Origin of the sequence: Mucilaginibacter sabulilitoris, assembly GCF_034262375.1 — a bacterium.
GTDB lineage: Bacteria > Bacteroidota > Bacteroidia > Sphingobacteriales > Sphingobacteriaceae > Mucilaginibacter > Mucilaginibacter sabulilitoris.
This window is the reverse complement of the sequence record NZ_CP139558.1, coordinates 836,357-858,727: the sequence shown is the minus strand read 5'-3', so window position 1 is coordinate 858,727 and position 22,371 is coordinate 836,357. Positions and strand designations below refer to the sequence as shown.

The window sequence follows — 22,371 nt, the reverse complement described above, 5'->3', positions numbered from 1 at the left end:
TATCGTTAAAAAAAAGCAATATGCTTATATTAATAGTTGCAGCCACAGCATTTGAAGTTGAACCTTTAGCAAATAGCTTTGGCAAAAGGCTTGATATACTGATAACCGGCGCGGGTATGGTGCCTACTGCCTTTGCCATGGGGCGGCAGTTTAACCTGCATAAATATGATCTGGTGATCAACCTCGGCATAGCGGGTAGTTTCGACCGGGAAATTACCCCAGGCTATGTTGTTGAAATAACCGAAGATACCTTTGCCGAAACCGGCGCCGAAGACGATCAGGACTTCATACCTATTACCACACTTGGCTTTGGCGAAAACACGTTTAAGCCTACTACTACACTGGAGCAGGTTTGCAATAGCCTTTACCTGGCCAAGGCAAATGCAATTACTGTAAATACGGTACACGGCAATGAGGAATCAATTAAAAAAGTGCAGCGCCGTCTGAACCCTCAGATTGAGACTATGGAGGGCGCAGCTTTTTTTTATGCCTGCCGCCAGTTCAATATTGCGTGCCTGCAAATCAGGGCAGTGTCAAATTATGTGGAAAAACGCAACCGCGACAACTGGGATATACAACTCGCCATTAAAAATCTAAATAACTTTGCCATTGAACTGGTTAACCGGATCATTGATAATTAATTGAGGGTTCGTGTTGCGGGGAGCGGGGTTCGTGTTGGCCTGAGTATAACATACAAACCACGAACCACGAACCACGCAACACGAACCCCGCAACACACACACTTATGAAACTAACACTTGGCTTTTCGCCCTGCCCTAATGATACTTTTATTTTTGACGCTTTAATACATCATAAGATTGATACCGAAGGCCTGGAGTTTGAGGTTTTTTATGACGATGTGGAAACCCTTAACCAGAAAGCCTTTCGCGGCGAACTGGATGTAACCAAACTCAGCTACCATGCCTTTGCGTATGTGGCCGATAAATACGTGCTGCTTGACGCAGGCAGCGCCCTCGGCTACGGTGTAGGACCACTTTTGATTTCGGATGTCGAAATTTCGATTTCGGATTTAAAAGAGGGTCAAATCAGAAATAGTAAATCCGAAATCCGAAATCCGTTAATAGGTATCCCCGGCAAGTATACTACCGCCAATTTTTTATTGGGTTACGCATTTCCGAAGGCTACCAACAAGGTTGAGCTCGTATTTTCTGACATTGAAAACGCTGTACTGGAGGGTCGTGTTGATGTTGGCCTTATTATCCATGAAAACCGCTTCACCTATCAGGACAAGGGTCTTAAAAAGATCATTGATCTGGGCGATTACTGGGAAAAACAAACCGGCTGCGCCATACCACTTGGCGGCATTGTTGCAAATCGCAATTTACCTATTGATGTTCAGCATAAACTGAACAGGGTTTTGCGTAAATCGGTAGAGTTTGCTTTTGCCAATCCAAAATCGGGATTAGAGTTTATACGGTCACACGCACAGGAAATGAGCGAGGAAGTGATGTACAAACACATTGAATTGTACGTAAATAAATATTCGGTTGACCTGGGCGAGGAAGGCAGAAAAGCTATTAAGCTGCTTTTTGATACAGCATTAGAAAATCAAACTATTCCGGCTATAAAGGCGGAATTGTTTTTAACTCCGCAGGCTGTTTAAAGATAGCGTGTTCATGTTCACGACTGCATGAACACCGTAAACATCCATGAACACGCTGATAATAAACACATTAACATTTTAGTGCAAAAACTCCTGTAACCGCGAACAGCTGTCTTTTTTATGGCGATTTTAATCACCGACTGTCATCCTGAACTTGTTTCAGGATCTCTCAGGGCAGATAACCATTATGCCACATCCCTTGCTCGTGAGATGCCGAAAGAAGTTCGGCATGAGGTCTCGCCCGTTTAATGGCTCCTGAAATCAAAATTATAGGCTACTCTTAAACCTGCTACAGGTACATGAGTGCTGCCACTGGTTCGGGACCACGTAAGCAGTGTACCATTCAGGTTAAACTCTACATTGTTTTTGTTATCAATGGGTACCTGATAGCCAAGGGCGAGCGTACCGCCACTGCTGGACCTATCGGGATGAATGGTCGCTACTATTCCCGCGCTTGTAAACCACTGATCACTAAAATAATATTTTACGCTAAAGGCAAGGGCTATACCTCCCAAATCGCCCCGGGTGTAGCTACTGTATCCCTGATACCCTTCATGGATAATGGCATTATCGCCCTTTATTTGTTTTACGCCTAATGAGGGTACCAGCGCAAACCTGTTGTTCAGGCGTATATTACCCTGTACGTTTAAATCAATGCCGGGGCTGTAACCTGTAGCAAATGGCACGTTGACGCCCAAACCAACACCTATACCGCTGCGTGCCTGTGCATTACCAGCCACATATGCCAACACCATTATAAATGTTAATACTATTGATATAAAAGCTTTACCCATTGTTACCTTGTTGATTAACGGTTTAGCAATCAATAAAGCAACTGATCATAAGGGTACCGTTCAACATGAATGGCTTTTACCTCGTTGTAAAGCAGTTCTCTGAACTCGTCAACATTTTCCTTTTTTGTAGCCGATATAAATATAGCCGGACTGTTATTTTTAGCCATCCAGCTGTGTTTAAAATCATCCAAAGTAAGCGGTTCGGTTTGTGGTTCAACCTGGTGTTCCTCGGGTTTAAAGGCATCTATTTTGTTAAACACAGTAATCATCCGTTTATCTATGGCGCCAATATCTTTCAGGGTTTCGTTTACGGTACGTATCTGATCTTCAAAGTTAGGGTGCGAAATATCGACCACGTGTACCAGGATATCGGCCTCGCGCACTTCGTCAAGCGTAGATTTAAAACACTCTACCAAATGATGGGGCAGCTTGCGGATAAACCCTACCGTATCCGAAAGCAGGAAGGGTACATTTTCAATCACCACCTTGCGCACGGTAGTGTCAAGCGTAGCAAACAGCTTATTTTCGGCAAACACTTCCGATTTGGAAATCATGTTCATGATGGTTGATTTGCCTACGTTGGTATAACCCACAAGGGCAGCACGCACCATCTGGTTACGATTTTTGCGCTGTGTTTCGTTCTGCTTATCAATCTGTTTCAACCGTTCTTTAAGCAGCGATATTTTATTCAGGATCAAGCGCCTGTCGGTCTCAATCTGCGACTCACCCGGGCCCCTCATACCAATACCACCCTTCTGCCGTTCCAGGTGGGTCCATAAACGAGTAAGGCGGGGCAGCAAATATTGCAGCTGGGCAAGTTCAACCTGTGTTTTGGCCTGCGCGGTTTGTGCACGATTGGCAAAAATATCAAGTATAAGGTTATTGCGGTCGAGTATTTTCACCTGTAATTCGCGCTCAATATTGCGCAGTTGCGACGGCGACAGTTCATCGTCAAATACAACTATATCAATCTCTTCCTCGGTTACAAAAGCCTTAATATCTTCCAGCTTACCCGAGCCAACAAAAGTAGCCCTATCCGGCCGCTGCAGTTTTTGGGTAAAGCTTTTAACGGTTTGGCCGCCGGCAGTAGCCACCAAAAATTCCAGTTCCTCTAAATACTCCTTCTCCTGTTCCTCGGTTTCATGCGGTGTCATTACACCAACCAAAACAGCTCGTTCCTGCTTCACAGCAGTATCATAAAATTTTTGTTTCATTAATTATCTATTATCAATCAAAGCGCCAGTTTAATAAATGGCATATAATTAACCTTGCAACCTTAACTCAGGTGCCAAAGTTACATATAAAGCAATATATAAATTAAATATGGCTATTTGTGTGAGACAGTGTTTAATAGTTGCGCTGCGCTGTAAAGATCATCAAACCAGCCCGGATTATACAAAATCGTAAATTTGCTTTACAACAAATCAAACCCATACAAATATTAAATAAAATTGTTTTTTTTATTTTCATATTTGTACATTAATTTAAATATTCTTAAACCTTATCACATGAATAAAACCTTTACTCTGCTTTTTGCGGGAGCATTGGCTTTTACAGCCAAAGCGCAAACGCCTGCCACTGCACCCACCGCACAAGCCTTCGGAAAAATTGATAAAGCCGATCTGGAATTGAAAGCCTGCGACTTTGAGAAGGATGCAAACGCCGAAATCCTGTTTGACAAGGGCGAGGTTTACTTTGACCAAACTTATAATGTTGTAACCGAACGCCATAAACGCATTAAAATTTTTAATGACAACGGCAAAAGCGAAGCCAACATTCGCATTGAGTATTACAGCGCCAACCGGGCCGAATATATAAGCGGCTTGCAGGCGCAAACTATTAACTCAAACAACGGCACTGTTGAAATTACCAAGGTTGATAAAAAACAGATATTTACCGAAGTGGTTGATAAATACTACTCGGCCATGGTTTTTTCATTTCCAAATGTAAAACCAGGTTCGGTTATTGAGTTTAAATACCGCCTCACCGCCAACTCCGTAGCCGATTTTCCAGACTGGTATTTTCAAAGTCATTTACCAACCCGGTATAGCGAATTAGCCACTAATGTTCCGGATATCTTGTATTATAAAAGATTGGTAAATGTACATTATCCTTATGTAGTTGATAAAACCAACTCTTCAAATACACATACATTGGCCCTAGCCAATATTCCTTCATTACGAGATGAGCCGTTTATGGGCTCCCGTGATGATAACTCCGAGCGTATACTTTTCCAGCTGTTAAGTATAAGGCCAACCAATGGCTTCACCCATACTTTTCAAGACTCGTGGACTAAAGTTGGCGAAAGCTGGGCTGATGATGAAGATTTTGGCGGTCAGCTAAACCGTAAACTCGCCGACGAAGAAGCCATTATCACCAAAGCAAAAAGCTTAAAAACGGATGATGAAAAGATAGCTTATATTTTTAATGAGGTTAAAAACACCGTTAAATGGAATGATGTATACGCCCGTTATGCCAACGATGGCACCGTAAAAGCCTGGGAAAAAAAGGTGGGCAACTCTGCCGAGGTTAACCTGATCCTGACACACCTGTTGAAGAAAACAGGGTTACAAGTATACCCTATGCTGGTAAGTACCCGTAAGCATGGCCATGTTAACCCTGGTTATCCAAGCTCGTACCAGTTTAACAGTGCCGTAGCCTACATCCCGGTTGATAGTAATAAATACTATGTGCTTGATGCTACCAGCAAATACAATATCTACAACCAGGTACCCAATAACTTCCTTAACTCTTTTGGTTTATATGTTAATAAAGTCGATAAGGTTTATGACCTTGCTTTTTTACAAGACAAGGACCCCGTAAGGCAGATCGTTTTGATAAATGCCGAAATAAAACCCGAAGGCAAAATGACGGGTTCGGCCGACATCAGCAGCTTTGCTTACAACCGCATAAACTGTGTTAAGAAATATAAAACCGATGGCGAAAAAAAATATATCGACTTTTTGCGTGATGATAATAACAACATGAAAATAGCCTCGGTTACGTTTGAGAACATGGATGTAGATACACTGCCGCTAAGGCAAAAAATGGACTTCAACCTGGACCTCACCGGGGCCGATGATAATTACATTTATTTTAACTCCAATTTATTTACCGATCTTAAAACCAATCCGTTTTTAAACGAGAACCGGGTAACCGATATTGATTTCGGTTACCGCGATAATTACAACATTACCGGCATTTTTAAATTGCCCGCCGGATATAAGGTTGATGCGCTGCCAAAAAGCCTGAGCATGATGATACCAGATAAGAGTATTGTTTTCAGGCGCATCATTGCAGAGCAGGATGGTTCTGTTATGATAAGGCTGAGTGTCGACTTTAAGCAATCCATGTACTTTAAAGAGAACTATGCCGAGTTCCATGAATTTTGTAAAAAAATGTACGAAATGCTTAATGAGCAGGTTGTACTCAAAAAATCCTGATAACCTTATGTTTACTAAAAATTATAACAGGCTGCTACTTACCGTAGCGGCCTTATGCACACTATATAATCAGGGCTACAGCCAGGATAAAAACCTTCCCAAAGATCTGTATATCGCCTCGGCTATTCCCGATTCATTGAAAGAAGACGCTAACGTTGTAGTCCGTTATGAAGCCCGTGAAACCACTATAAAAGATGCCGGTAAGCAAATAACAAAAGAGCATAGCATTGTAACCATACTTAATGACAAGGGAGATGATGATGCTATACTTGCATTGCCTTATAACCGTAAGTATGATTCATACACCAATATTGAGCTAAACATTTATAACGCCTCGGGTACGCTTATCAAAAAATATCGCAAAAGCGATATGTATGATGGCTCGGCCTCAAATGACGAAACCATTGTAACAGATGATCGCTACCTGGCAATAAAGCATACAATTGCGGCTTACCCAACTACCGTTGAAATTATTTTTGAGGAAAATGAGAGTAGCTTCATAAGTCTGAATAGCTGGTATGTACAGGACAAAATGGAACAAGCTGTACAAAATGAGTATTGCAAAATTTCCGTAAACCCGGCGGTTGGTTTCCGTTTTAAAGCCACCAATACAAAGCTTAAACCTGAAAAAGGCAATTCAGAAGGCTTCGACACTTATACCTGGTCGGTTAAAAACCTGAAAGCAATAAAAAAAGAGGAAAATGTAATGTCATGGAACATACAATCAAAAATATCCTTCGCGACCGACCTCTTTAACTGCTATGGCTATCCGGGTACCTTCAATAACTGGCAGGCCTTTGGGAACTGGATAAAATCATTAAATGATGATGTTTGCACCCTTACTCCTGAGCGTATAGCCGAAGTAAAAAAGATGACCGACACCATCAAAACCGATAAAGAAAAAGCCCGCTTTTTGTACAACTATATGCAAAAAAGCATGCGCTATGTAAGCATTCAGTTGGGCATAGGCGGCTACAAGCCTTTTCCGGCAACTTTTGTTGATCAAAAAAAATATGGCGATTGTAAGGCGTTATCAAACTATATGCGGGCCTTGCTCAGCGCGGTTAATATACCCTCAAACTATGCCATTATCAAAGCGGGTTATAATGAGGAACCTGCCGACTTTGCCTTTCCAAACAATACTTTTAATCATGCCATATTGTGCATCCCTTTTAAAAATGACACTACCTGGCTCGAATGTACAAGCAATACCACGGCATTTGGCAAACTTGGCCCCTTTACCGAAAACCGCAATGCACTGCTGATAACCGACGAGGGAGGCAAGCTGGTTAACACTCCCAAAAGCTCACCGGCAGACAATCAATTTAACAGCTATGTTCATCTTATACTTGATGCCGATGGTGGCGCCAAAGCACAAATTAAGGTTTCAAGCAATGGCCAGTACCGCAGCATGTTTGTTGACAGGCTGCCCAATTATAAAACCGATGAGCAAAAAGAGTATCTTATAAAGGAGTTGCATATAAAACAGCCCTCGCTTTTTGAGTACACCCCTGCTGCCGACAAGGATGGGTTTAAAGATGTAACCATTGATATGCAATATGATAAGTTTTGTGACATCGCTACCGGCGATAAACAATTCTATCGCCCGCAGGCATTTATGCTTTGGTCTGGCACTTTACCGGCTGAGGAAAAGCGAAGATCAAACTATTATTTTAACTCACCAATGCTAAAAACCTGCGTTACCACCATTGATCTGCCGGCCGGTTTTGAAGTTGAGGCGCTGCCAACAGACCAAAGCCTGAAATTCAGCTATGGTACTTACGAGGTAAAATATAAATATGATGCAGCTAAAAACCAGGTGATCAGTACCGCGAAATTTAACTTAACCAACCAGGTAATTCCCGCGGCCAAATACACCGAAATGCAGGTGTACATGGATGCAGTGGCCAAAGCTCAAAATAAAAAATTGGTGATACACCGCAAAGCGTAAATTTGCCCCTGATGATATTCAGGCTTGATAAACGTTTATTATTTCCGGAGCCCGGTTTGGCCGAACCAGACGGGCTCCTGGCTGTAGGCGGCGACCTCTCGACCCAGCGCTTACTGCTGGCCTATCAAAACGGTATTTTCCCCTGGTATAGTGATGATACACCCATACTATGGTATTCGCCTCATGAACGTTTTGTGTTGTATCCGCAGGAATTAAAAATTTCCAAATCCATGCGCCAGGTACTGCGCTCGGGTAAATTCAATGTAACTGCCAATACCTGTTTTAATGAAGTGATCATGGCCTGCTCAACCGTACCCCGCGAGGGTCAGGATGGTACCTGGATCACCGCCGATATGAAGGCAGCTTACAATCAGTTGCATGCAGAAGGATACGCCCACTCTGTTGAAATATGGCAGGATAAGGAACTGGTTGGTGGTATATATGGCGTACAGGTTGGCCACGTTTTTTGCGGCGAAAGTATGTTCAGCCGGGTAAGCAATGCCTCCAAAACTGCGCTGATACACCTTTGCAAAAGCAAACAATTTGAGCTGATAGACTGCCAGGTGCATACCGAACACCTCGAATCGATGGGGGCCCGCATGATCAGCCGCGAGCAGTATATGGATGTTTTACAATCTGGCTTAAGCCGATAAACACCTGCCAATAAAAATTCACAAAAGCTTTCGGCTTTACGCTCTGGGCTTTTAGCTCCTATATAACTACCTTTGAAACGTGCAGCAAGCAAACACTAAAGAACGTATTATTTTAGGCATCGACCCCGGTACTGCCGTTATGGGTTATGGCCTGGTTAAAGAAACCGGACCAAAAATTGAGCTCATTGCCCTGGGCGTGGTAAAAATGAACGTTGCCGACGACCACATGCTGAAGCTGCAGCGCATATTTGAAAAAACCGTAGCCCTTATTGATAATTACCACCCCGATTGTTTGGCAATTGAAGCGCCTTTTTATGGCAAGAACATACAGGTAATGCTTAAGCTTGGCCGTGCGCAGGGTGTAGCCATGGCCGCGGCCCTGAGCCGTAATGTGGATATTACAGAATATGCGCCGCGCAAAATAAAACAATCCATCACCGGCAACGGTAATGCTACCAAAGAGCAGGTTGCCGCCATGCTGCAAAACCTGCTGAGCTTTAAAGAAACTCCCGACTTTTTAGATGCTACTGACGGCCTGGCCGTAGCCGTTTGCCACTCGTTTCAACGGATAACTACCGGGGGTAAAACCGGCAGCAAAAAATCATACTCCGGCTGGGACACTTTTGTGAAGGATAATGCAAAGCGCATTGTAAAATAAATGTGCGGATAAATGATTTTCAGATTTTATACAATAATGTTCCCGTCAAAATCGAACTTATATTTTCTATTATCCCAATCGGTGGCTAAAATATAATTATCGGTAATAGCAAAATTGTCTTCATTACTTTTCGTCGATACAAAAATATCAGCACCGCTCTGCTGCCAAATGATCTCGCCATTTCTACTTAAACGGCTTATTTCCAATTCCCCGTGAACTATATAATCGGATTGATATTTAAACACTTCAAAACAAGTAGCCAGATCTGCTTTTGTATTCCAGAGAAGTGTTAATTCAGGCAGAGACAAGCAAAAAACGGTATCAGAGCAACAAATAACTATAAGATCTTCTTCAATCACTAAAGAGGTTTTATGAATGGCTGTTCCTCCACCCTTTGCTCTTATTAATACCCTTTTTAAAAGATCGTTAGTTAAAAAAACAGAGATCTCATAAACCGCAGTGAACCTGTATTCGGAATCCTTTCCATAAACTGCATCATAAACATGATTATCCACGGATCCTTCATCATAAGCAGGCAAGCTATTAAATTTAAGCGTATACGCTCCGGCGAAGACTTCAGAAACAATCATCTGAGATTATTCCCTAAACGCCGCTTTTATTTTCTCCTTTGTAGCTACAAGCTCTTCCGGAGTAAAGCTCAGTTTGGGGCGGGAAAAATTAAGATCATCAACCCGGTTCATGGGTATCAGATGTATATGTACGTGAGGTACTTCCAGGCCAATTACAGCTACACCAATTCTTTTACATGGGATAGCTTTTTTCAGGGCTGTAGCTACAATTTTAGCGAAGATATGCAGCCCGGTATACGTTTCATCATCAAGATCAAATATATAATCAACCTCTTTTTTTGGTATTACCAGGACGTGGCCCTCAGCCAGCGGACTGATATCCAGAAAAGCCAGGAACTCATTACTTTCAGCTACTACATGGGCGGGAATTTCGCCTGCTACTATTTTAGAAAAAATGGTCATTTTTTTGTGTTTTGAGTGATGAGTTGTGAGTTATCAGTTTAAATTGAGTTTAGGTTTTGAATAATGAATCTAAAAAATCCTTTAATCATGCAAATCAAGATTCAGACAACTCATTACTCAAAACTCACTGCTCATAACTGTATTACCTGCTAATTTCAAGTATTTCAAATTCAATAGTACCTGCAGGCACTGTTATTTCTGTTTTTTCGCCTACTTTTTTGCCCAGTAATCCTTTGGCAATTGGCGATGCTACCGAAATTTTTCCGGTTTTAAGGTCGGCTTCGCTCTCCGCTACCAGCTGGTAGCTCATGGTGGCGCCATTTTTAAGGTTTTTGATCTTAACAATTGACAGGGCCAGCACTTTTGATACATCAAGTTTTGATTCATCAAGCAGGCGGGCATTAGCCAGCGTTTCCTGCATTTGGGCTATTTTAGCTTCATGCAAACCTTGTGCTTCTTTGGCCGCATCGTATTCGGCATTTTCAGATAAATCGCCTTTATCACGTGCCTCCGCAATTTGTTTTGATATATCCGAACGACCGGTTGTTTTTAATCTTTGTAATTCTTCTTTTAATTTTTCTAAACCATCTTTGGTAAAGTATGATACCTCTGCCATAACACTTAATTTATTTAATGTTCTATCCTATTGGTCATCCAAAAAAAACCGCCCCCCTTGTTTTAAGAAGGACGCTATGACTATAAAAACAAACAAGACTATATGGACCTCGGCCTACATAGTCTTGCTTTTGTATTTAACGAAGATAAGTTATTTAAATTTTATTATCCAAATTTATTTGACCGTTGATTTTTTTTGATTGTATTGATTTCGTTGATTCCTTTATCTGAACCGGATTAGCCAGATTAACGGGATTACCAGGATTTTGACTAAATTGAATGCCATTTTTTTCACAACTCACAACTCACAACTCACAACTCACAACTCACAACTCACAACTCACAACTCACAACTCACAACTCACAACTCACAACTCACAACTCACAACTCACAACTCACAACTCACAACTCACAACTCACAACTCACAACTCACAACTCAAACAGCAACCAGCTTCTCAGCCATTACCTCGCTTATTTTGCGGTAGGAGTCAAACGTCCATCCGGCTACATGTGGGCTCAGTAATACTTTACCGCTCTGGCGCAGCTCATCAAACCAGGTTTGTTCGGCCAGGGCCGGGAATTTTTCTACCTCCAGCACATCCAAACCAGCGCCTAAAATTTTGCCCTCTTTTATGGCGTTCAGTACAGCGCTTACCCTGGCGGTTTTACCGCGCGAGGTATTGATGAAAAATATGGGCTTCTTAAAATGAAACAGGTATTCATCGTCAACCAGTCCGTTTGTTTCAGTGGTTAACGGTATATGCAGGCTCAGTACGTCGCTGTGTTTTACAATATCTTCCATACTTACTTCGCGGGCATACCTGTCGCTAAAGCCGGTTTTGTATTTATCATAAGCAATCACATCAACCTGAAAACCTGATAGTTTGCGGGCAAAGCTATGCCCCATGTGGCCGTAGCCAATAATGCCCACGGTTTTTCCTTTCAATTCGTACCCGCGGTTAGCTTCGCGTTTCCACTCCCCTGCCCTGATCTCGGCATCGCCGCGGTTTAAGTTATTCATTAATGATAACAGTAAACCCACAGCATGCTCACCAACGGCATCGGAGTTACCTTCGGGCGCGTTAATCCGGCTGATTCCTTTTTCGGCAGCGTATGCTTCGTCAATATTGTCCATACCGGCACCGGCACGGGCCACAAAACGCAGACTGGCGGCAGCGTCAATTACCTGCTTATCTACCCTGAATTTTGAGCGGATAACCAAACCGGCATAATCGCCGATTATTTGAAGGGCTTCATCAGCCTTTATAAGTGGCTTGTAATCGCAATGATAGCCTTTGGCCGTTGCCATTTCCATAAATATGGGGTGGACGTCATCAACAATAAGGATATTATTTTTCAATTGTTAAATTTTATTAAGGGGCGAATTTACAAAACCCCATGTTATTACTGGCCAGAGTTTTACCAGATTAAATAATTTTTACGCTTTAAATATATTTTCTGCCATTTTAATGATTTTATAAATTGGCACGGGAATAGCGTATAATTATCAATCAGATCATTAATCTACAGATAAATGAAACTTATCAAATTCAACAAACTGGGCGCCGATATAAAGCAGCAGGCCGGGAAACTAACTGATAGTGGCTTTAAGCAGGTATATAACCATATTGACCAGCTCAAGATAAAAAAGGGGGTTGATAGCCTGGGGCTCGACAAATTCATTAATCAGTGTGCTATAATGGCGGCAGGCTCGGGTGCCATAGCAGGCAGCGGCGGTATGATCACGCTTATTGCCGGAATGCCCGTTGATTTTATAAACCTGATAACCCAGCAATTCAGGGTAACTATGGCCATTATGTACTATAACAAGGGCAGTTACCACATAGGATACGAAGAGTTCATGAACCTGGTAGCCACTTCGCTTAAAGTAGAGGCAGGTGTAACACTCACCAAAACCATGATGGAAGGTATCGCCGAAAAACTGTTGATGCTGTTAGGCACCCGCACCGCCGAAAGGATAATACCAGTAGTTGGCGCCGTAATAGGCGGCACGGCCAATTACCTGTTTGTTAAACGCATGGCCGATTCTATAAAAGAAACCTATGGCGAGCCCATGGTGATACAAGTGAGCTAATAGTATATTCTACATTATTTGTCATCCTGAACGTATAAAGGATCTACTATTGAGCTTTGCAATCGCAGAACGGATGCTTCACTCCATTCAGCATGACAAAAAAATCAACTACCAACCCTGCTTGCTGCAACCTCATTGGTAAGCTTTACAAAATCAGCAACGCTCAGGCGCTCGGCGCGCAGGTCGAGCGTAGTGTTGTCTGCCATTTTTTCTTTATTAATAAGCGATGATACCGCGTTACGCAAGGTTTTACGCCTTTGATTAAAGCCGGCTTTTACAATTTGCCAGAAAAGCTTTTCGTCGCAGTCAAGCGTTTCGGCATTGTTACGGGTGAGCCTGATCACTGCCGACAGCACTTTGGGCGGCGGATTAAAAACCCCGGCCTTAACGGTAAACAGGTATTCTACTTTATAATATGCCTGTAAAAAAACGCTGAGTATACCGTATTCCTTACTGCCGGGCTTTGCAGAGCAGCGCTCAGCAACTTCTTTCTGGAACATACCCACTACTTCAACTACTTGTTGTCTGCTGTCAAGCACCTTAAAAAGTATCTGCGATGATATGTTGTAAGGGAAATTACCAATAATGGCAAAAGGCCCGCTAAACACATCTTCAAAATCCATTTCTAAAAAGTCGGCGTTAATAAGGCGCTTGCCCAGTTGAGGGTACTTTTTCTGAAGAAACTCGTACGACTCTGTATCTATATCTATCAATGACACCTCATACTCGGTCTTCTGCAACAAAAAATCAGACAGGATGCCCATACCGGGACCAACCTCCAGCACATGGTGGTACCTGCCGGCCGGTTTCAGACTGTCCACAATTTTTGCGGCTATATTTTTATCAGTAAGAAAATGTTGCCCTAAATGTTTTTTTGCCCTTACCAATGTCATTATTAGTCAAATATTTGAGCAAATTAAGGCATATTTGTGCTTTATTCGGGAACTATAAGCTTAAAATCTTTTATTTGCAGTAAAAAAATCAGATAAAAACTGAAAGGTTAAAGGTAAAAGGCAATACCCGGGCCACAAATTAATAATAAAAACAATCACAGATTGACATCAGTGAAATCACCCCCATAATCGGTGAAATCATCAAATAATCTGCGTAATCATCAATAATAAAATGAGCGAAAAAATTAAAGTAGGGATAAGTATAGGTGATGTAAATGGTATAGGTTTAGAAATTATCCTTAAAACTTTGGCCGATAACCATATTTATGAATATTGTACACCTATCGTTTATGGCCATACTAAAGTAGCGTCATTCCATCGCCGTGCAACCCATATAAATGAGCTTAATTTTCAGGTTATAAACGACCCTTCACAGGCGCAGCATAAAAAACCCAACATGATCAATTGCTGGGATGAGGATGTAAAAATTGAGCCCGGAACAGTTACCGAAACAGGTGGCAAGTACGCGTTTAAATCATTAGAACGCGCAACGTTCGATTTAAAGGAGGGTTACATTGACGCACTGGTTACGGCGCCTATCAATAAGGATAATATTCAAAGCGATCAGTTTAACTTCCCGGGCCATACCGAGTATTTACAGGAGCGTGACGGCGCTGCCGAATCGTTAATGTTTTTGGTGAGCGATACCTTAAGGGTTGGTGTAGTTACGGGGCATATCCCCATTGCTAAAGTTTCGGAAAGCATTACTACCGAAAAAATATTGGCCAAGCTTAAGCTGATGAACCACAGTCTGCAAAACGATTTTTGGATACGGAAACCCAAAATTGCGGTACTGGGCCTTAACCCCCATGCCAGTGACAATGGCCTTATAGGCAACGAAGAAAAAGACACCATTATACCGGCTATTGAAGAGGCCCGCAATAATGATATATTGGCCTTTGGCCCATACCCTGCCGATGGTTTTTTTGCAAACGGCACCTATTTACAATTTGATGCAGTACTGGCTATGTACCATGACCAGGGGCTTATACCCTTTAAGCAAATAGCATTTGAATCGGGAGTTAATTTTACGGCCGGTTTAAGCTTTGTACGTACCTCTCCCGATCATGGAACAGCTTATGACATAGCCGGTAAAAATATGGCTTCAGAAATATCGTTCCGTGAAGCATTATTTACGGCTATACATATTGTAAAACACCGCCGCGAAACATTGGAACTTAACGAAAACCCGCTGGTATTTACCAAGCTGAGCCGCGACAGGGATTAAAATATGGCCTGTAATAATAATGTTTCAATTTAATTAACGTTAGATTAAAACATTTGCGCTGATATTGCATTTACAAGTTTAATGAATGATTTTTTTAGTCGTGTCCGCTCTATTGACGCTTTCCGTGCCGTAACGATGTTCCTGATGATATTTGTGAATGATCTTGACGGCATTCCAAATACTCCAAACTGGTTAAAACATGCTGGCGAAAACGTTGATGCTTTAGGGCTTGCAGACACTATTTTCCCTGCATTTTTATTTATTGTTGGCTTATCCATACCATTCGCTTTTCAAAACAGGTTAAAAAAAGGCAATTATAAATTACTCTCGCGTATAGTCAGCCGGTCGTTTGCGCTGATATTTATTGGCTTTTTCCACGCCAATATGGAAACCTATAACGAGGTTACTACTGCTTTACCCAAGCCGGTGTGGGAAAGCCTGGTTACGTTTAGCTTTTTCTTTATATTTTTAGATTACAGTAAAGACACGTCCAATCTTAAACGTTATATATTGCAGGGCTTTGGTATAGCGCTGCTGCTGGCCATGTCCGTACTATACAAAACAAGCGATCCGGGGCATACCTGGCTGCATTTTACCTGGTGGGGCATACTGGGGCTTATTGGCTGGTCGTACTTGCTTTGTGCGCTTATATACTATTACTCCGGCGGTTATTTATGGATACAGGCCGCAGCATGGATCTTCTTCATGTTCTTCAATATCGATTTTCACTTCGGCTTTCTTGATTTTTTAAGTGGGCTTCAGAAATATGTGTGGATAGCCGGCAACGGGGCCATGCAGGCCTTTACTATGGCCGGCGTGTTTGTTTCGGTACTTTATATGCGCCTTAAGGCCAATAATGAAATTAAGCTATTATGGGCTGCGCTTATACTTATAGCCATTATTATGTTTAACATGGGCTTTATAGTACGCTACTTTAGCGGGGGTATATCAAAAGCACGCGATACTCCTTCATGGGTGCTTATTTGTACCGGTATAAGCCTGGTTATGTATGCTATATTTATTTATGTGGTAGATTTTAAACATAAGTACAATTGGTTTAAGGTAATTGAACCGGCGGGCACCAATACGTTTACTTGCTATATTATACCATTTTTGTTTTACCCTATGTATGAAATGACCAAACTTGGCTATCCCGAATACCTGAGCCAGGGCACAGGGGGCCTTATCAAATGCATTATATTTGCCTTTGTAATGGTATGGTTAACTGGGCTGCTGGATAAGATTAATATTCGGCTGAAAATTTAACGTGAAAGAAACATTCTTGTAAAAAAAAGATTGTTAATTTTGAATACCGAAACGGTATTTGGTTTACTTTCGCCTATTATCAGTCCCTGCATTAAGTGTTAGTCATCTTATCATTGCCGTTCGCCTTGATATTTAGCTTTTTAAAAAGCTAAATATCAAATAAAAAAAACACTTTTCAGTTATGGTATTTTTCCATACATTTGCGGGCTAATTGTTGCTCATTGAAATCGCTTAGAACATATTCGATTCCTTTTACAGGACTTAAATTGGGGAAACACCAGTTTGAATACGCTGTTGATGATGCCTTTTTTGACGAGTTTGATTATTCGCTTGTTAAAAAAGCTAACCTGCTATGCCAGGTGGAATTGGACAAACAGGAAACAATGCTCATCCTGAATTTCCATATCAAGGGCACTGTTAGTGCAAATTGCGACAGGTGCCTGGCACAATATGAGCAGCCACTGGATATAACCGAGCAGCAAATAGCCAAGTTTAGCGATGAGGTTATTGATGAAGATGATGAGATCATCACCCTGAACAAAAATGATCATGAGATCAATATAGCAGGGCTCATATATGAATATATAAACGTTGCCATGCCATTTATATCGGTATGCAGCGATGAGGGTAACACCCCATATTGTGATAAAGAAATGCTCGAAAAGCTAAACAGCCTTTCGGGAAGCGACGAACAAAATGAGCATACAGACCCGCGGTGGGATGTACTCAAGAAAATAAATAAATAACAAATAACAGGATCATGCCACATCCAAAACGTAAAATATCCAAATCAAGAAGAGATAAGCGTAGAACACACTACAAAGCTGAAGCTCCAACTTTAACTACCTGTCAAACTACAGGTGCAGTGCACTTACCGCACAGAGCTTATACTGTTGATGGTAACGTTTACTACAACGGTAAATTACTGATAGAAAAAGCAGCAGTAGCATAAGTTTAATTTTCTGAAAATGAAGATTGGCTTAGACATTATGGGCGGTGATTTTGCTCCCAAAGCAACCGTTTTAGGGGCAATCGAAGCTTATAAGGCTTTATCTGCCGACCAGAAACTGGTACTCATTGGGGATAAAGATCTTACTGTCAATATTCTTCAGGAAAATAATGTGAGCCCCGATCATTTCGAGTTTGTGCATACAACCGAAGTGATAGGTATGGGCGAACATCCTACAAAAGCCATTGTTCAAAAACCCGATTCAAGTATCGCGGTTGGTTTTCAGCTGCTTAAAGAAGGGCACATACAAGCCTTTTCATCGGCAGGTAATACCGGCGCTATGCTAGTTGGAGCCATGTTCAGTGTAAAAACCATCCCCGGCGTTATACGCCCGGCCATGACCACTATTGTACCCAAACTTAAAGGAGGTTTGGGTATTTTGTTGGATGTGGGCGCCAATGCCGATTGCAAACCAGATGTACTGGTCCAATTTGGCGTGCTTGGCAGTTTACTCGCGCAATCGGTATATGATATTGATAATCCGCGCGTAGCGCTCATGAACATTGGCGAAGAGGAAGAAAAAGGCAATATCCTTTGCCAGGCTACCTATCCTTTAATGAAAGAAACATCGCTGTTTAACTTTGTAGGTAACGTTGAAGGACGCGACCTATTTAGTGAAAACGCCGATGTTTATGTATGCGATGGTTTTACAGGCAATGTAATATTAAAACTTGCCGAATCGTTTTACGTTATAACATTAAAGAAACAGCTAAAAGACGAATTTTTCGACAGGTTTAATTATGAGCAGTATGGTGGCAGCCCTATTTTGGGTGTAAATGCCCCGGTAGTTGTTGGCCACGGTATTTCAAGCCCCGAGGCCATTAAAAACATGGTTCTGCTATCACGGAACATGGTAGAGAGCCACCTGGTTGATAAAATTAAACAAGCTTTTCAGTAAAAAAATAAAAGATGAGTAAAATTCATGCCGCTATTACTGCTGTACATGGTTACGTTCCCGACTATATTTTAACCAACCAGGAGCTTGAAACACTGGTTGATACAAATGATGAGTGGATTGTTTCCCGTACCGGCATTAAAGAGCGCCGTATATTAAAAGGCGAAGGCTTGGGCACATCTGATATGGCGGTTCCGGCGGTTAACGGGTTATTAAAAAAACGCGGTATCGGCGCCGAAGAAATCGACCTTATTATTTTTTGTACCACTACCCCAGATATGCCTTTCCCGGCAACTGCTAATATCCTGGCCAATAAAATTGGTGCTGTAAACGCCTGGGGTTATGACCTGCAGGCGGCCTGCTCCGGTTTTATATATGGCCTTACTACAGGCGCACAGTTTATTGAAAGCGGAAAACATAAAAAAGTACTGGTTATTGGCGGCGATAAAATGTCATCAATAGTAAATTATGAGGACCGTGCCACCTGTATCATTTTTGGCGATGGCTGCGGTGCAGTACTCCTTGAACCCAACACCGAAGGCAATGGCGTTATCGATTCTATATTAAAAAGCGACGGTTCGGGCGCGCAATACCTGCACCAGAAAGCCGGCGGCTCTGTGAAACCGGCAACACATGCAACTGTTGACGCTCACGAGCATTTTGCCTATCAGGAAGGGCAAGCGGTATTCAAATTTGCCGTAACCAATATGGCCGATGTGGCCCATGAGGTTATGGAACGCAATAACCTTACCGGTGAAGACGTTGCCTGGTTAGTACCTCATCAGGCCAACAAACGCATTATTGATGCAACGGCTAACCGTACCGGCTTAAGCCACGATAAAGTGATCATCAATATTGAGCGCTATGGTAACACTACCAATGGCACTATTCCATTATGTTTATGGGAATGGGAGGATAAATTTAAAAAAGGCGATGTGCTTATTTTAGCTGCTTTTGGCGGTGGATTTACCTGGGGCTCAGTATATTTAAAATGGGCCTATTAAAATATGATTTTTGAGTGCGCAGATTAAATTTTAAAAACATCTGTTCATTTTAATATGTTACCTATTTTAATAGATAAATCATAAAAACATTTGCACATTTGTATAGCTGTACATTTGACAACAAACCATTGAAAAACATTTGCACATTTGCAGTCTGCTTATTTGCATATTGCCAATTTGCATTATCAGTATAAATTTTAGATAATAAACTTTATCCAAAACCAATCAATCCCTAAGTATGGATATTAAACAAATTCAGGACCTTATTCGTTTTGTTTCAAAATCAGGCGTAAACGAAGTGTCAATTGAGCAAAAAGATTTTAAGATCACTATAAAAACCAATGAGGTACAGCCTCAGGTTATTAGTGCAACTATACCAGCACAAACAGCACCAGCTCTGTTACCGCAGGCTCCTGTAGCGCAGGCAGCACCGGCAGAAACCGTAGCTCCTACCGCACCGGCAGGTCCAGACACTTCTAAATACCTTACTATAAAATCGCCAATGATCGGTACTTTTTACCGCTCATCAAGCCCGGATAAGCCCCTGTTTGTAAACGTTGGCGATGAAATCAAAACCGGTTCTGTAGTTTGTATAATTGAAGCCATGAAGCTTTTCAATGAAATTGAATCAGAGGTTTCCGGCCGCATAGTAAAAGTACTTGTTGATAATGCATCACCGGTAGAGTACGACCAACCTTTATTTTTAGTAGAACCTATTTAGTTAGTGATTACACCGATTATAAGATGATTGCACCGATAGCAACATTTTGATTTGACTGATTTTGTAATTAATATCTGTAAAATCAAAATCAATCAGTGTAAGTAATTGAGTTGATCGGTGAAATCATAAAAAAATCAGTGTAATCCTTACAAAAAAAGATGTTTAAAAAAATATTAATAGCTAACCGGGGCGAAATCGCTCTGCGAATTATCCGTACCTGCAAAGAGATGGGTATTAAAACTGTAGCTGTATATTCAACTGCCGACCGCGATAGCCTTCATGTACGTTTTGCTGATGAAGCTGTTTGCATAGGCCCCCCTCCAAGCCGCGATTCGTATTTAAGTATTCCTAATCTCATTTCGGCTGCCGAACTTACCAATGCCGACGCCATACATCCGGGCTATGGTTTCCTGTCCGAGAATGCAAAATTCTCAGCAATATGCGCCGATTATGGCATTAAGTTCATCGGCGCAACTGCCGACCAGATAAACCAGATGGGCGATAAAGCTTCGGCTAAAGATACTATGAAAAAAGCCGGTGTACCAATTGTTCCCGGTTCTGATGGTTTGCTTACCGATGTTAAACAAGGCATTGCCATTTCTAACAAAATAGGTTACCCGGTTATACTCAAAGCTACTGCCGGTGGTGGTGGCCGCGGTATGCGTATTGTGTGGAAAGACAGTGAGTTTGAAAACGCCTGGGATTCGGCCCGTGCTGAGTCGGGTGCCGCCTTTGGCAATGATGGTCTTTATCTCGAAAAATACGTACAGGACCCTCGTCACATTGAAATACAGGTAGTAGGCGACCAATACGGTAAAGTATGCCACCTTTCTGAGCGCGATTGTTCTATACAGCGCCGTCACCAGAAACTTGTTGAGGAATCTCCATCGCCGTTCATGACCGAAAAACTTCGTAAAAAAATGGGTGATGCCGCTATAAAAGGCGCTAAAGCTGTTAAGTACGAGGGAGCAGGTACAGTAGAGTTTTTGGTTGATAAAGACCGCAACTTCTACTTTATGGAAATGAACACTCGTATCCAGGTCGAACACCCGGTTACCGAGGAAGTAATCAATTTTGACCTGATCAAAGAGCAGATAAAAGTTGCAGCAGGCATCCCGATTTCGGGTAAAAACTACGAGCCAACCATGCACGCTATTGAGTGCCGTATCAACGCCGAAGATCCTTTTAACAGTTTCCGCCCTTCACCGGGAAGAATAACCAACTTTCACTCACCGGGTGGCCATGGTGTGCGTATTGATACCCATGTGTACACTGGTTATGTGATACCGCCGAATTATGACTCCATGATAGCTAAGGTAATTTGCGTGGCGCAAACCCGCGATGAAGCCCTGAGCACTATGGAGCGGGCTCTGAGCGAGTTTGTAATTGAAGGTGTGAAAACAACTATACCTTTCCATTTAAAGCTGCTTCAGGATCCAAACTTCCGCGCGGGTAATTTTACCACCAAGTTTATGGAAACATTTGAATTTTAAAAAAAATTCAAACTATCTTCATGCAATAAAACGTACTTAGCATAATAGCGTTACAAAACGGTATTGATACACAATGAGCGAAAACAAGATAATTAAAGCCATAAGAGACAAAGGCAAGACGATGGAAGCAGAAATGTCTTTCTTCGATCATTTGGAAGCTTTAAGATGGCATTTGGTAAGGGCGTCTGTAGCCATTGTGATATTTACCTCCTTTGTATTCTATTTTTACGACTGGATATTTGACACCATAATTATGGGCCCAAGTAGGCCCACCTTCTGGACATATCGCATGCTTTGCGAAATTGGCGCGGCTTTGCACCGCTCTGGTTTTTGTATCGATAAAATAAATATCCAGCTTATCAATACCGAAATGGCCGGTCAGTTTACGTTGCAGATCAATTCGGCACTGATAATAGGCATTACACTGGGTGTACCTTACCTCATATGGGAAATATGGCGCTTTGTGAAACCCGCCCTGCACGAAAAGGAACGCAAAGCTGCCACAGGTTTTGTTTTTTACGCCTGTATGCTATTTTTTATGGGTGTACTTTTTGGCTATTATGTAATTACGCCTATGTCCATCAACTTTTTATCGGGCTACACAGTAAGTACAAAAATTCAAAACTTGTTCTCTATTGATTCCTACATATCATCTGTTGCTACCTTAACACTGGCAACAGGCGTAGTTTTTGAGTTGCCAATTTTGGTGTACATATTATCAAACCTGGGTGTTTTAACACCTAAGTTCATGCGCGAAACCCGCAGATATGCCGTTGTAATTATATTAGTTATAGCAGCCATCGTAACCCCAACACCCGATATGCTTACCATGACCGTAGTAAGTATTCCGCTGTTTGTACTTTACGAAGTAAGTATTGTGGTGGCCGGACTTGTTGAAAAAAGGAAGCTGAAGAGGCACGATGAAATTATGTCATAAATATTTGTACAGATAACTCTAAACAATAAAAGCTGCCA

General features: G+C 41.9%; 23 protein-coding genes. 16 read left to right on the top strand and 7 right to left on the bottom strand.

Annotation, left to right across the window (positions count from 1 at the left end; translation table 11 throughout):
- Window positions 1-20 precede the first annotated feature (20 nt).
- Window positions 21-641, top strand: coding sequence for a futalosine hydrolase (gene mqnB, locus SNE25_RS03835; protein WP_321563767.1), 621 nt, complete (start codon window positions 21-23; stop codon window positions 639-641).
- A 104-nt stretch (window positions 642-745) separates the two neighbouring features.
- Window positions 746-1,624, top strand: a complete 879-nt coding sequence (locus tag SNE25_RS03830) for a menaquinone biosynthesis family protein (RefSeq protein WP_321563766.1) — start codon at window positions 746-748, stop codon at window positions 1,622-1,624.
- A 245-nt stretch (window positions 1,625-1,869) separates the two neighbouring features.
- On the opposite strand, the gene SNE25_RS03825 is transcribed toward SNE25_RS03830, so the two are convergent.
- Window positions 1,870-2,418 carry a hypothetical protein gene (locus SNE25_RS03825; protein ID WP_321563765.1) on the bottom strand — a complete coding sequence of 183 codons (549 nt, stop codon included), beginning with the start codon at window positions 2,416-2,418 and terminating at the stop codon, window positions 1,870-1,872.
- A 29-nt stretch (window positions 2,419-2,447) separates the two neighbouring features.
- Window positions 2,448-3,632: a GTPase HflX gene (gene hflX / locus SNE25_RS03820; RefSeq protein WP_321563764.1), complete on the bottom strand. Its 1,185-nt coding sequence runs from the start codon at window positions 3,630-3,632 to the stop codon at window positions 2,448-2,450.
- A 294-nt stretch (window positions 3,633-3,926) separates the two neighbouring features.
- Here hflX and SNE25_RS03815 point away from each other — a divergent pair, with 294 nt between their 5' ends.
- The 4 genes from SNE25_RS03815 (at window position 3,927) to ruvC (ending at window position 9,123) form a co-directional block, all read left to right on the top strand.
- On the top strand, window positions 3,927-5,861 hold the full coding sequence (locus SNE25_RS03815) for a DUF3857 domain-containing protein (protein WP_321563763.1): 1,935 nt from the start codon (window positions 3,927-3,929) through the stop codon (window positions 5,859-5,861).
- Window positions 5,862-5,868: 7 nt separating this feature from the next.
- Window positions 5,869-7,812, top strand: coding sequence for a DUF3857 domain-containing protein (locus SNE25_RS03810; RefSeq protein WP_321563762.1), 1,944 nt, complete (start codon window positions 5,869-5,871; stop codon window positions 7,810-7,812).
- An 11-nt stretch (window positions 7,813-7,823) separates the two neighbouring features.
- Window positions 7,824-8,465, top strand: a complete 642-nt coding sequence (gene aat / locus SNE25_RS03805) for a leucyl/phenylalanyl-tRNA--protein transferase (protein ID WP_321563761.1) — start codon at window positions 7,824-7,826, stop codon at window positions 8,463-8,465.
- A 79-nt stretch (window positions 8,466-8,544) separates the two neighbouring features.
- A complete protein-coding gene (ruvC, locus tag SNE25_RS03800) occupies window positions 8,545-9,123 on the top strand; it encodes a crossover junction endodeoxyribonuclease RuvC (protein WP_321563760.1) in 579 nt (192 codons plus the stop codon).
- A gap of 26 nt (window positions 9,124-9,149) precedes the next feature.
- On the opposite strand, the gene SNE25_RS03795 is transcribed toward ruvC, so the two are convergent.
- The 4 genes from SNE25_RS03795 to SNE25_RS03780 form a co-directional block, all read right to left on the bottom strand.
- Window positions 9,150-9,713 (bottom strand): hypothetical protein, encoded by a 564-nt coding sequence (locus SNE25_RS03795; protein ID WP_321563759.1) that lies wholly within the window; start codon window positions 9,711-9,713, stop codon window positions 9,150-9,152.
- A gap of 6 nt (window positions 9,714-9,719) precedes the next feature.
- Window positions 9,720-10,115, bottom strand: a complete 396-nt coding sequence (locus tag SNE25_RS03790; protein WP_321563758.1) for an HIT family protein — start codon at window positions 10,113-10,115, stop codon at window positions 9,720-9,722.
- A gap of 142 nt (window positions 10,116-10,257) precedes the next feature.
- The gene (gene greA, locus SNE25_RS03785) at window positions 10,258-10,731 is read right to left on the bottom strand and encodes a transcription elongation factor GreA (protein ID WP_321563757.1); all 474 of its coding nucleotides are present in this window, start codon (window positions 10,729-10,731) and stop codon (window positions 10,258-10,260) included.
- A gap of 437 nt (window positions 10,732-11,168) precedes the next feature.
- Complete coding sequence (locus SNE25_RS03780) at window positions 11,169-12,092, bottom strand: NAD(P)-dependent oxidoreductase (protein ID WP_321563756.1); 924 nt, start codon at window positions 12,090-12,092, stop codon at window positions 11,169-11,171.
- A 174-nt stretch (window positions 12,093-12,266) separates the two neighbouring features.
- Between SNE25_RS03780 and SNE25_RS03775 the strand changes: the two genes are divergently transcribed.
- The gene (locus SNE25_RS03775) at window positions 12,267-12,827 is read left to right on the top strand and encodes a hypothetical protein (RefSeq protein WP_321563755.1); all 561 of its coding nucleotides are present in this window, start codon (window positions 12,267-12,269) and stop codon (window positions 12,825-12,827) included.
- Window positions 12,828-12,931: 104 nt separating this feature from the next.
- Here the strand turns inward: SNE25_RS03775 and rsmA are convergent, their stop codons facing one another.
- Entirely contained in the window at window positions 12,932-13,720 is a 789-nt protein-coding gene (rsmA, locus tag SNE25_RS03770; protein ID WP_321563754.1) for a 16S rRNA (adenine(1518)-N(6)/adenine(1519)-N(6))-dimethyltransferase RsmA, read from the bottom strand.
- Between the two features lie 232 nt (window positions 13,721-13,952).
- Here rsmA and pdxA point away from each other — a divergent pair, with 232 nt between their 5' ends.
- The 9 genes from pdxA to tatC all read left to right on the top strand — a co-directional run bounded on the left by pdxA (window position 13,953) and on the right by tatC (window position 22,333).
- Window positions 13,953-15,008, top strand: a complete 1,056-nt coding sequence (pdxA, locus tag SNE25_RS03765) for a 4-hydroxythreonine-4-phosphate dehydrogenase PdxA (protein ID WP_321563753.1) — start codon at window positions 13,953-13,955, stop codon at window positions 15,006-15,008.
- A gap of 81 nt (window positions 15,009-15,089) precedes the next feature.
- Window positions 15,090-16,274, top strand: a complete 1,185-nt coding sequence (locus tag SNE25_RS03760; protein ID WP_321563752.1) for a DUF5009 domain-containing protein — start codon at window positions 15,090-15,092, stop codon at window positions 16,272-16,274.
- Between the two features lie 221 nt (window positions 16,275-16,495).
- A complete protein-coding gene (locus SNE25_RS03755) occupies window positions 16,496-17,020 on the top strand; it encodes a YceD family protein (RefSeq protein ID WP_321563751.1) in 525 nt (174 codons plus the stop codon).
- Window positions 17,021-17,034: 14 nt separating this feature from the next.
- Window positions 17,035-17,226, top strand: a complete 192-nt coding sequence (gene rpmF / locus SNE25_RS03750) for a 50S ribosomal protein L32 (RefSeq protein WP_076373869.1) — start codon at window positions 17,035-17,037, stop codon at window positions 17,224-17,226.
- Window positions 17,227-17,242: 16 nt separating this feature from the next.
- Window positions 17,243-18,181 (top strand): phosphate acyltransferase PlsX, encoded by a 939-nt coding sequence (gene plsX, locus SNE25_RS03745; protein WP_321563750.1) that lies wholly within the window; start codon window positions 17,243-17,245, stop codon window positions 18,179-18,181.
- Between the two features lie 11 nt (window positions 18,182-18,192).
- Window positions 18,193-19,182, top strand: coding sequence for a beta-ketoacyl-ACP synthase III (locus SNE25_RS03740; protein ID WP_321563749.1), 990 nt, complete (start codon window positions 18,193-18,195; stop codon window positions 19,180-19,182).
- 238 nt (window positions 19,183-19,420) lie between these two features.
- Complete coding sequence (accB, locus tag SNE25_RS03735) at window positions 19,421-19,903, top strand: acetyl-CoA carboxylase biotin carboxyl carrier protein (protein WP_321563748.1); 483 nt, start codon at window positions 19,421-19,423, stop codon at window positions 19,901-19,903.
- A gap of 158 nt (window positions 19,904-20,061) precedes the next feature.
- Window positions 20,062-21,396 carry an acetyl-CoA carboxylase biotin carboxylase subunit gene (accC, locus tag SNE25_RS03730; RefSeq protein WP_321563747.1) on the top strand — a complete coding sequence of 445 codons (1,335 nt, stop codon included), beginning with the start codon at window positions 20,062-20,064 and terminating at the stop codon, window positions 21,394-21,396.
- Window positions 21,397-21,469: 73 nt separating this feature from the next.
- Window positions 21,470-22,333, top strand: coding sequence for a twin-arginine translocase subunit TatC (gene tatC / locus SNE25_RS03725; protein WP_321563746.1), 864 nt, complete (start codon window positions 21,470-21,472; stop codon window positions 22,331-22,333).
- Window positions 22,334-22,371 lie beyond the last annotated feature (38 nt).

Excerpts from the sequence above, each read along its gene's own strand:
- SNE25_RS03760 (WP_321563752.1), top strand. The coding sequence starts at position 15,090 with ATGAATGATTTTTTTAGTCGTGTCCGCTCTATTGACGCTTTCCGTGCC.
- greA (WP_321563757.1), bottom strand. The coding sequence starts at position 10,731 with ATGGCAGAGGTATCATACTTTACCAAAGATGGTTTAGAAAAATTAAAA.
- pdxA (WP_321563753.1), top strand. The coding sequence starts at position 13,953 with ATGAGCGAAAAAATTAAAGTAGGGATAAGTATAGGTGATGTAAATGGT.
- rsmA (WP_321563754.1), bottom strand. The coding sequence starts at position 13,720 with ATGACATTGGTAAGGGCAAAAAAACATTTAGGGCAACATTTTCTTACT.
- SNE25_RS03775 (WP_321563755.1), top strand. The coding sequence starts at position 12,267 with ATGAAACTTATCAAATTCAACAAACTGGGCGCCGATATAAAGCAGCAG.
- SNE25_RS03810 (WP_321563762.1), top strand. The coding sequence starts at position 5,869 with ATGTTTACTAAAAATTATAACAGGCTGCTACTTACCGTAGCGGCCTTA.
- SNE25_RS03815 (WP_321563763.1), top strand. The coding sequence starts at position 3,927 with ATGAATAAAACCTTTACTCTGCTTTTTGCGGGAGCATTGGCTTTTACA.
- accB (WP_321563748.1), top strand. The coding sequence starts at position 19,421 with ATGGATATTAAACAAATTCAGGACCTTATTCGTTTTGTTTCAAAATCA.
- SNE25_RS03795 (WP_321563759.1), bottom strand. The coding sequence starts at position 9,713 with ATGATTGTTTCTGAAGTCTTCGCCGGAGCGTATACGCTTAAATTTAAT.
- hflX (WP_321563764.1), bottom strand. The coding sequence starts at position 3,632 with ATGAAACAAAAATTTTATGATACTGCTGTGAAGCAGGAACGAGCTGTT.
- aat (WP_321563761.1), top strand. The coding sequence starts at position 7,824 with ATGATATTCAGGCTTGATAAACGTTTATTATTTCCGGAGCCCGGTTTG.
- tatC (WP_321563746.1), top strand. The coding sequence starts at position 21,470 with ATGAGCGAAAACAAGATAATTAAAGCCATAAGAGACAAAGGCAAGACG.
- SNE25_RS03740 (WP_321563749.1), top strand. The coding sequence starts at position 18,193 with ATGAGTAAAATTCATGCCGCTATTACTGCTGTACATGGTTACGTTCCC.
- plsX (WP_321563750.1), top strand. The coding sequence starts at position 17,243 with ATGAAGATTGGCTTAGACATTATGGGCGGTGATTTTGCTCCCAAAGCA.
- SNE25_RS03830 (WP_321563766.1), top strand. The coding sequence starts at position 746 with ATGAAACTAACACTTGGCTTTTCGCCCTGCCCTAATGATACTTTTATT.
- SNE25_RS03790 (WP_321563758.1), bottom strand. The coding sequence starts at position 10,115 with ATGACCATTTTTTCTAAAATAGTAGCAGGCGAAATTCCCGCCCATGTA.
- mqnB (WP_321563767.1), top strand. The coding sequence starts at position 21 with ATGCTTATATTAATAGTTGCAGCCACAGCATTTGAAGTTGAACCTTTA.
- SNE25_RS03825 (WP_321563765.1), bottom strand. The coding sequence starts at position 2,418 with ATGGGTAAAGCTTTTATATCAATAGTATTAACATTTATAATGGTGTTG.
- accC (WP_321563747.1), top strand. The coding sequence starts at position 20,062 with ATGTTTAAAAAAATATTAATAGCTAACCGGGGCGAAATCGCTCTGCGA.
- rpmF (WP_076373869.1), top strand. The coding sequence starts at position 17,035 with ATGCCACATCCAAAACGTAAAATATCCAAATCAAGAAGAGATAAGCGT.